This is a genomic window from Wolbachia endosymbiont of Mansonella ozzardi (assembly GCF_020278625.1).
Taxonomy (GTDB): Bacteria; Pseudomonadota; Alphaproteobacteria; order Rickettsiales; family Anaplasmataceae; genus Wolbachia.
Window position 1 is genome coordinate 26697 of the sequence record NZ_JADAKK010000003.1, and the last position, 8422, is coordinate 35118.

An 8422-nucleotide genomic window follows, 5' to 3' on the forward strand; every position below is an offset into this window, starting at 1 on the left:
TACTCACTATCTATCTTTAAATTGGCGTTTTTTATTGTCTTAAACGCTTTAACAAGCGTATTTTAGGTTATATATAGGCAAAGACCTTGAAAGTTTTAGAAAAGGCATGAAACACAAGTAGTGCAAAAAAAATTAAACATAAGAAGCCAAGTACATTGAGTTTTTTATCGTTTAATCTGCACAAAATGAAGATAAACAATAGCTTCAGTACTACGATAAGGGGGTTAGAGGAATTTGTCAAGTAGTTTTTTTAGTTCTGTTTCTATACCAGTGTTGGATGACAAGGAATAAAGTCTGCATACTTATGGCAACCTCTTACCTCCGCTCAAATAGTTTTTCAATATCACTTAGTTTCATTTCTATATAAGTTGGCCTTCCGTGGTTACATTGTCCCGAATATGGTGTTTTTTCTATTTGCCTCAGCAGTTCATTCATTTCCTCCAATTTCATTTTTCTGCCAGCTCTAATTGATCCATAACAAGCGATAGTAGCCAATATTTTGTTCACTTTATCTTCTATTGGTAGAGTATCTTCTATTTCCGTTAATCTATCAACTATATTTATCAGCATCTCTTTTACGTCTATTGTGCCCAAAATTACAGGGATTTCCTTTACCACAACCTTATTTTCTGGTCTAATTTCAATGTCAAAACCCATTTCGAAAAGCTTATTTTTATAAATCTCAACCATCTCCATTCCAGCTTGGTTTTTGATTTCAATCGCTTCAGGAAGTAATAATTTTTGTCTTTTTATACTTGATTTTTGTTTTAAGCACTCGTATATCAGCCTCTCATGGGCTGCATGCTGATCAACTATAATCAGTTTGCCTTTAGCCTCAGCAATAACATAAGTATTGTAGACCTGGCAACGTGCAAACCCGAGTGGATAGCTCTCTATCAAATCAATTTGTTCTCTTTCTAAAACTATGGTCTCCACTTGTGATGGGAATTTTTGTATACCAGTGTAATTAAACGATTTTAACTGTTCCGACAGGTTCTCTGCTCTTTCGCTTGGAAAAGCAAATTCTTTCATCAGTTGATTTTCTAAAGGATTTGGCCTTCTTTCATGAGATTCTTTCCGATTTTCTGCTTCTTTGCTTTTTCCACTATCAATAAGCTCATCACCCCCTTTGCCAACATCGAAAGGTGGGCCTTCCTTAAGCCCCTCTGTTATTCTAGCATCACTCATTGTAAAGCTGCCTATTCTTGTTGACAATACCTTAATTAGCCCTCTTGTCACTATTTCATATATTAGTCTCTTATTTTGAAATCTTACTTCTGATTTATTTGGGTGTACATTTACATCTACTTGATCATATGGCACCTCCAAATGCAACGCTGCAAAGGGATATCTATCGTTTGGAACAAAATCACGATACGCGTACCGAACCGCACCAACAAGTAGATTATCTTTTATTGGTCTTCTATTAACAAATGTATAAATCATATCAGACTTACCTCGATTGATGGTCGGTTTGCAGACGTGTCCTGTCAGTTTGATTCCGCCTTCTTCTTCATTAACCTCCAGAAAATTATTTTGAAATTCTTTTTCTATTTCACATAGTCTACTAAACAACGAGGTTTGCTTGGCATATTTCAAAAGCTTTTTATTACCTGAAGTGAGAGTAAACCCTATACGATAGTTAACCATTGCTAGGTTATTTACAATATCAACGATGCCTTGAGTTTCTGCTCTTTCGGTTTTTAGAAATTTTAGCCTGTTTGGAATGGCAAAAAACAAATCTCGTACTTCAATATATGTGCCTTGTGATAAAGGGTAAGGCGTAATTTCCCCCACTTTTTCTCCACCCTCATACCTTATAGACCAAGCTTCACTTGCTCCTCCTGCTCTAGAAGATAACTTTATCCTACTTACTGCTGCTATCGAAGGCAGCGCTTCTCCTCTAAAGCCAAGATGCCTGATTTCTATTAATTCACTATCGCCTAATTTTGAAGTAGCATGACGCATAAATGCAAGTTCTAGATCATTCTTTTCTACTCCACTTCCATTATCTATCACAGTGATAAGATTGCGCCCACCACTCTCTATCTTGATCTCTATTTCTGAACTTTCAGCATCTATTGCATTTTCAACTAATTCCTTCACTACGCTTGCTGGTTTCTCAATTACTTCTCCCGCTGCTATACGGTTTATAGTTTTTGTATCTAAAAGAATTATTGCCATAAATTTACCATGAACCCGGTTTTTCCTTTACTTCTTTAGTCTGTTTCTCTCTCCATTTTTTTAACCTACCTGCAATTTCATTGTTGGAAATTGACAATATAGACGCGGCGGTAATGGCAGCATTATATGCTCCACTCTCTCCTATGGACATTGTTGCAACCGATACACCTTTTGGCATTTGCACTATAGACAATAGACTATCCAGCCCGTTTAATTGCCTACTACGTACAGGGACGCCGATAACAGGTAAATAAGTAAGCGACGCAATCATACCAGGTAAATGAGCTGCTCCCCCTGCACCAGCTATAATAACCTTAAGACCTTTTTCTTGTGCAGATTTAGCAAAATTGAATAGCCTTTCTGGCGTTCTGTGTGCAGATATTATAAATATATCATGCGAAATCCATAGCTCTTTTAACATATCAACAGTATGAGACATAGTGCTATAATCCGATTCACTTCCCATAATTACAGCAACATCTTTTCTTATTTCTGCCATATTCAACGTAATTTTATTTACTAACTAAATAGTGTTTCAGCTAAAAAGCAACAAATATTTGAGTTACATTATGAATATAATATGTAGCATTCTCGTTCAACAGGGATTTGAACGAATATCTGTTTTAAGATATGGAGATATAAACTTCTTATGTAATATGAATTTACAAAATGACTATTTTAGCCTTGCAACTGCCGTTCCTCTTGCTATAAATAATTTTTTTAGGTAAAATAATAATTAAGATTAAAATAGACTTGGTAAAATATTAATATACAATCAATTTAAAGCTTTATATATTAATATCTATAATTATTTAGTACAAACTATATGATATTAATACTTTGAGATATCAGATTTATGTTGTAATGTCTTACAAAGTTTTTGATAGTGGGTATAAAAAGATTATGGAAATAATAATATCATTAGACAACGGTTTATGCTTTGTAGAAATAAAAAAGAAGCTACTTAGCATAATCAGCGAATTTATAAGAACAAAGTGTTGGACTCAAGCTCGCGCAGCAGAAGAACTAGGTGTTGATCAGCCAAAGATATCACAAATTAAAAATGGCAAAACGGATGGGTTCTCTCTAGAGCGATTGTTAGGATTCCTCAAAAAATTAGGTTTTGGAATAACGATTATAATAACAGAGAACCAAGCAGTAAAATTTAAAGAAGAAAAGGCAAAACATGAAGCTGAGTCTCAATAGAGAAGTTGACATTTTGTTTTTTGTGATACAGTATAAAACTTATTAAGGCAGTATTTTATGGCTGAATCTGTTATAGAAAAATGCACGGAGCAGGTGAATAACCGTTTTAAATTAGCTCTATTGGCGAGTCAGAGAACACATGACTTAAATACAGGGGCAAGTAGTCCAATTGAGGCAGCTAAGTTTAAAGGTCACAAGAATACCATCATTTCTTTATACGAAATATCAGAAAGACAGGTAGATACTCATGAATTATTTAGCCTTTTGGTAAGCAGATGTAAAGAATATATGAAAGGAAATGTGAGTAATGCCTATAGCAGTAATACAAGTAAGCTAGAAAAACTACTAAATTTTTCTTATGACCAGTTCAACATAGATTCCGATATGGATCAAGAAAGTGTTAATATTCAGGATGATGAGGTAGAAACCGAAATAGACGATCAAGACAGCGAGAAAATAGATGATGAAGATTAGATAGAGCAAAGTACTACTGAAGTTTGTAATTTATAGATGATCTACATTACTGTTTATGTGCTGCTGCTTTGTATTAGTGTAATGCTATACCGTATAGTATCCAAGCTGAGCGGTGTTTATGACAAGGTGCTAGCATTTAATAGTTTTTCGACACAAGCAGTTTTACTCATAACAACAATGTCGATTGTTCTGAACAATTTCTTTTTGCTTGATATAGCGCTTTTGTACGCTAGTATTAGTTTTGTATCAACTGTAGCACTAATGAGATTAATGTTGCTTTGATAATTTATGATAGGACCTATTTTCATATTCTTAGGTATTTGTTTAGTAATCATTTCAACCATAGGGACAATCAGATTTCCTGATTTTTATACTAGGTTACATGCAGTAAGCATAATAGATTCCAGCGGCGCGATGTTATTGTTGATTGGTTTTGCTCTGCAAAATGAATTTTCAATCAATACTATTAAAATAATGTTATTAATCCTTATAGTATGGATAGCTAACTCAACTAACAGCTATATTTTAGCGTGCACTTATTATAAAAGTAAAGGAAAAACTAAAGAAGGTTAAGATGCTAGAAATATTGAATGTAACATTACTTTTTCTATTACTTACGGTTACGGTTTTTATAGTTCTTTCAAAACACTTAGTTGTAAGTGGCATTCTAATGTGTGCATTTAGTTCACTCATTGCACTTATGTATTTAATTATGAACGCGCCTGATGTTGCAATTACTGAAGCTTCAGTTGGTGCAGGGCTCAGTACAGTTTTTATGTTTGCTGCGCTTTCTTTGATAAAAAAACATAAAGTAAATTTATCTCACAACCCTATAACACTTTTTTCTATTTTATTTTTGACTGTATTCTTATCACACTTTATAACTCAATTACCGGATTTTGGCAGCCATGACGCTCCAATCCACTTGCACGTTGCTCCTTATTATATAGAAAATACTGAAAAAGTTGCTGGTATTCCTAATATAGTGACGGCTATTTTAGCAAGCTTTCGTGGTTATGATACATTTGGGGAAACTATAGTAGTCTTTACTGCCGCACTTTGTATAACATTAACATTAAAAGAAGAAAAAGAAAATGATTAAAGATCCGGTATTAAATGCAGTAACATTTTTAATGGTGCCTTTTATTATCCTATTTGGCTTATATATACAATTTCACGGCGACTACACTCCAGGTGGGGGGTTCCAAGCCGGAATAATTATTGCTTCCGGGATAATACTGTATTCAATGTTGTTTGGTGTATCCGTAACTTTAAAAGCAATACCCTATTCTGTAATTAAACTTACCAATATGCTAGGTATTTTAATCTACGGAGGAACGGGTATTGTAACAGTTTTATTTGGCAAAAGTTTTTTATCTTATGATATATTATTAACTAACAACGTTAACGGTCAAAAATTTGGTATTTTCCTGGTAGAACTGGGTGTAGCACTTACTGTCTTCTCCTCTATGTTGATAATATATGTAAGCTTTGCTCGTATAAAAAAACAATGACTTTATATAATTATACAACTATTATTATATTAATGATGCTGGGCTTGTATACTATCATAAATGATAAGAATCTAATCAAGAAAATGATAGGGGTAAACGTTTTCCAAGCGTCTGTTCTGCTATTTTACATATCTTTAGGATATATAAAAAGCTCTTTGCCTCCTATGCTAGTTTCAAATTTTTATTTATATAGCAATCCTATACCGCATGTTTTAATGCTCACTGCCATAGTAGTTGGAATTGCAACATTTTCAGTTGGATTGTCTATAGCAATAAAAATAGAAGAAAAATATGGAATAATTGACTAAGACCAACATATGTGAGTTAACAGTATCTTAAACTATATTAAGTAACAGGTAGTTACAAGCTAAAAATTAAACTATAGGCTTACTTGTTGTAAGCTTATTTACTAATGGTGTAAAAGTTTTAAATATAAAGGTAATGATATCAACTATTAATAATGCAGAAGGTAAGAAAAAAATCATAAGGGATCTAGTGACCAAAAGTATAAGAAAGGGTGGTTTTATTACTCTTGATGATATAAATGACAAACTGTCAGACGAAAATTTCTCATCTGACTTCATAGATGATACTATATCTATATTGCAAGATTCTGGAATTAATGTACTTGAGAGCAGCGAAGATGAGGAAGATACTTCTACCAACAATGATGATGGTAAACTCGATGACGATGATACATTGTCAAATGCTGCCACAACTTTAGTACAAAACGACGATCCGGTAAGAGTTTATCTACAAGACATGAGCTCTGTAAAGCTTCTATCAAGGGCAGATGAAATCGAGATAGCAAAAAAAATTGAATCTGAAAAGCATAACATGTTGCGTGCAATAATCGAAACATCAGTAACACTAAAAATGATAAAAGCATGGCGTGATGATTTGAGTAGCGGAGCTCTCTTACTGAGGGAAATTATAGACCTAGATGCAATTTATAATTCTGATTTTAATACAATACCCAAAGAGAATAGCGAAGAAAGTGCCGAAGACTTTGAGGATTCTGGAGATACCAAAGATGATGAACACTGCGAAGATGATGAAGCAGGTAACAAAAAGGGTGGTGATGAGCAAGAAAGTGGTAACGAAGATATAAACTCAGCAAATTTAAATGTTTCTATTCTTGAAATGGAAAGCGACTTATTGCCCAAGGTCATAGTTGCATTGGATGAGATAATTACTTTAGCAAATGAAGCATTGACACTAAGGAAAAATTCCCCTAGCGAGTCAGGATATGAAGATTTATATAATCAAATATGGTCCATAGCGTTACAAATTAAATTAAGTGACGCTGCTGTCACTCAAATTACACAAAAACTCTATAATATAAACAAGTCTATAATGCTTGAGGAAGCCAATCTCATTTCTGAAGCTAGGAAATATAATATTGACAAGGAAAATTTCTACAAAGTTTATAATGAAGTGCTTTTAAAGCGTGAATTGAAAGAGAGAAGTTTTTTTAAGACCAATGAAAATGAAATTTTTCTTACAGAAGAATTAAAAATCAAATGTACAAGGTTTATAAAAGGTAACTCTGAGTGTATAACCTGCTCTGTGAATAATATTAAGCAATATATACAGGAAGATAACGTGCAGGAATTTAAGGAGTTAATCAAAAGGATACAAAAACATGAACGAGAAGTCTCCGAGGCAAAGCAGGAAATGATTAAAGCTAATTTAAGGTTAGTAGTTTCCATCGCTAAAAAATATTCAAACAGAGGTCTTGCTCTGCTTGACTTGATACAAGAGGGCAATATTGGTCTTATGAAAGCCGTGGATAAATTTGATTACAAACGCGGATACAAGTTTTCAACTTACGGAACTTGGTGGGTAAGGCAATCAATCACCAGAGCAATACCTGAGCAGTCTAAAGTAGTTAGAATACCGGTTCATATGGTAGAAATTATCAGCAAAATTAACAGGACACTAAGAAAATTAACTCATGAGATGGAAAGAGAGCCTACATTAGAGGAATTGAGTGTGGAACTTGGGATGCCTCTAGAAAGAATACGCAAAGTTATGAAAATAACAAAGGATCCTGTAAGTCTTGAAGCTCCAACGGGAAAAGATGATAGCAGTACCTTTGGTGATTGCATAGAAGACAAACGGGTCTCAAAGCCAGAAGATGCTGCAATACTTGCTGACTTGCGTGGTATTACAACCAATGTTCTTGCAACTTTAACGCCAAAAGAAGAAAGGATTCTCAGAATGCGCTTTGGTCTTGGTAAAGATGGAAAAGAACATACCTTAGAAGAAGTAGGAAGAATCTTTAATGTAACACGCGAGAGAATTAGGCAAATAGAAGCAAAAGCACTACGTAAATTAAAACATCCAAGCCGTGCTAGAAAACTTAGAGGATTCTTTTGAAGAAATGCGTCAAATTAATACCAACTTGCGTTACTGGGAGAGAAAATAGAATATCATGATAAATTGGCTTAAACCTTTAATTATAAGCAAGAAGCGCCAGACTTTTTGTAATAACTATATGACAAACTTTTGACAGAGCATTGATATTTAATAGAGACGAAAAAAACTACTTGAAAATTCCTCCGGTTCCATTATCATAGTGTTGAAGTTATTATTTACCTTCAGTCTATACAGATTAAATGACAAAAAACTCAATGTACTTGGTGTACTATTGTTTAATTTTTTGCATTATGTGCGTTTAAGACAGTAAAAAACGCCAATTTATAAAGTTAATATAAATAACTAGCACTAACTGGGTTTCTTTTACCTTTTTTATTTGGCAAACTTTTAATGTTTTATTACTAAAATAGTATCTCGAATCCCAGTATCAAGTACTGGGATAACAACATAGGGGTTGGAATGACACCCATAGCTCTGTCATTCCAGCGCATGACGCTGGAATCCAGAAATTTTATCAAGTAGGTGAGCATAAAAGTTATGTTAAAATACAACGTTTTATGAAAAATTGGATCCCAGTGTCAGCTACTTGGATGACAAGAAAAGGCTACTTATAGCCCTTCCCATAATAGTCCAAGAGAGGTAAGATAAGGACTTATAGTAGT

The 8422-nt window shown here is 33.8% G+C and carries 10 protein-coding genes; 8 read left to right on the forward strand and 2 right to left on the reverse strand.

What is annotated here, in order from left to right:
• Positions 1-315: 315 nt before the first annotated feature.
• Complete coding sequence (gene mutL, locus IHO40_RS00580; protein WP_225536260.1) at positions 316-2184, reverse strand: DNA mismatch repair endonuclease MutL; 1869 nt, start codon at positions 2182-2184, stop codon at positions 316-318.
• 4 nt (positions 2185-2188) lie between these two features.
• Positions 2189-2683 carry a 5-(carboxyamino)imidazole ribonucleotide mutase gene (purE, locus tag IHO40_RS00585; RefSeq protein ID WP_225536261.1) on the reverse strand — a complete coding sequence of 165 codons (495 nt, stop codon included), beginning with the start codon at positions 2681-2683 and terminating at the stop codon, positions 2189-2191.
• 365 nt (positions 2684-3048) lie between these two features.
• On the opposite strand from purE, the gene IHO40_RS00590 reads away from it, so the two are divergent.
• The 8 genes from IHO40_RS00590 (at position 3049) to rpoD (ending at position 7760) form a co-directional block, all read left to right on the forward strand.
• The gene (locus tag IHO40_RS00590; RefSeq protein WP_410543347.1) at positions 3049-3390 is read left to right on the forward strand and encodes a helix-turn-helix domain-containing protein; all 342 of its coding nucleotides are present in this window, start codon (positions 3049-3051) and stop codon (positions 3388-3390) included.
• A 57-nt stretch (positions 3391-3447) separates the two neighbouring features.
• Positions 3448-3864: a DNA-directed RNA polymerase subunit omega gene (gene rpoZ, locus IHO40_RS00595; RefSeq protein ID WP_225536262.1), complete on the forward strand. Its 417-nt coding sequence runs from the start codon at positions 3448-3450 to the stop codon at positions 3862-3864.
• Between the two features lie 177 nt (positions 3865-4041).
• A complete protein-coding gene (locus tag IHO40_RS05715) occupies positions 4042-4146 on the forward strand; it encodes a monovalent cation/H+ antiporter complex subunit F (protein WP_255585922.1) in 105 nt (34 codons plus the stop codon).
• A gap of 6 nt (positions 4147-4152) precedes the next feature.
• A complete protein-coding gene (locus IHO40_RS00605) occupies positions 4153-4437 on the forward strand; it encodes a monovalent cation/H(+) antiporter subunit G (protein ID WP_225536264.1) in 285 nt (94 codons plus the stop codon).
• Between the two features lies 1 nt (position 4438).
• On the forward strand, positions 4439-4966 hold the full coding sequence (locus tag IHO40_RS00610) for a DUF4040 domain-containing protein (protein WP_225536265.1): 528 nt from the start codon (positions 4439-4441) through the stop codon (positions 4964-4966).
• Positions 4959-5378, forward strand: coding sequence for a Na(+)/H(+) antiporter subunit B (locus IHO40_RS00615; protein ID WP_225536266.1), 420 nt, complete (start codon positions 4959-4961; stop codon positions 5376-5378). Before IHO40_RS00610 ends, IHO40_RS00615 begins: the two co-directional genes overlap by 8 nt.
• The gene (locus IHO40_RS00620) at positions 5375-5686 is read left to right on the forward strand and encodes a cation:proton antiporter subunit C (protein ID WP_225536267.1); all 312 of its coding nucleotides are present in this window, start codon (positions 5375-5377) and stop codon (positions 5684-5686) included. The genes IHO40_RS00615 and IHO40_RS00620 overlap by 4 nt, the downstream gene beginning before the upstream one ends.
• 133 nt (positions 5687-5819) lie before the next feature.
• Entirely contained in the window at positions 5820-7760 is a 1941-nt protein-coding gene (gene rpoD / locus IHO40_RS00625; protein ID WP_255585919.1) for an RNA polymerase sigma factor RpoD, read from the forward strand.
• Positions 7761-8422: the final 662 nt, after the last annotated feature.

Excerpts from the sequence above, each read along its gene's own strand:
- IHO40_RS05715 (WP_255585922.1), top strand. The coding sequence starts at position 4,042 with ATGTCGATTGTTCTGAACAATTTCTTTTTGCTTGATATAGCGCTTTTG.
- IHO40_RS00620 (WP_225536267.1), top strand. The coding sequence starts at position 5,375 with ATGACTTTATATAATTATACAACTATTATTATATTAATGATGCTGGGC.
- IHO40_RS00615 (WP_225536266.1), top strand. The coding sequence starts at position 4,959 with ATGATTAAAGATCCGGTATTAAATGCAGTAACATTTTTAATGGTGCCT.
- purE (WP_225536261.1), bottom strand. The coding sequence starts at position 2,683 with ATGGCAGAAATAAGAAAAGATGTTGCTGTAATTATGGGAAGTGAATCG.
- rpoD (WP_255585919.1), top strand. The coding sequence starts at position 5,820 with ATGATATCAACTATTAATAATGCAGAAGGTAAGAAAAAAATCATAAGG.
- rpoZ (WP_225536262.1), top strand. The coding sequence starts at position 3,448 with ATGGCTGAATCTGTTATAGAAAAATGCACGGAGCAGGTGAATAACCGT.
- IHO40_RS00605 (WP_225536264.1), top strand. The coding sequence starts at position 4,153 with ATGATAGGACCTATTTTCATATTCTTAGGTATTTGTTTAGTAATCATT.
- IHO40_RS00610 (WP_225536265.1), top strand. The coding sequence starts at position 4,439 with ATGCTAGAAATATTGAATGTAACATTACTTTTTCTATTACTTACGGTT.
- IHO40_RS00590 (WP_410543347.1), top strand. The coding sequence starts at position 3,049 with ATGTCTTACAAAGTTTTTGATAGTGGGTATAAAAAGATTATGGAAATA.
- mutL (WP_225536260.1), bottom strand. The coding sequence starts at position 2,184 with ATGGCAATAATTCTTTTAGATACAAAAACTATAAACCGTATAGCAGCG.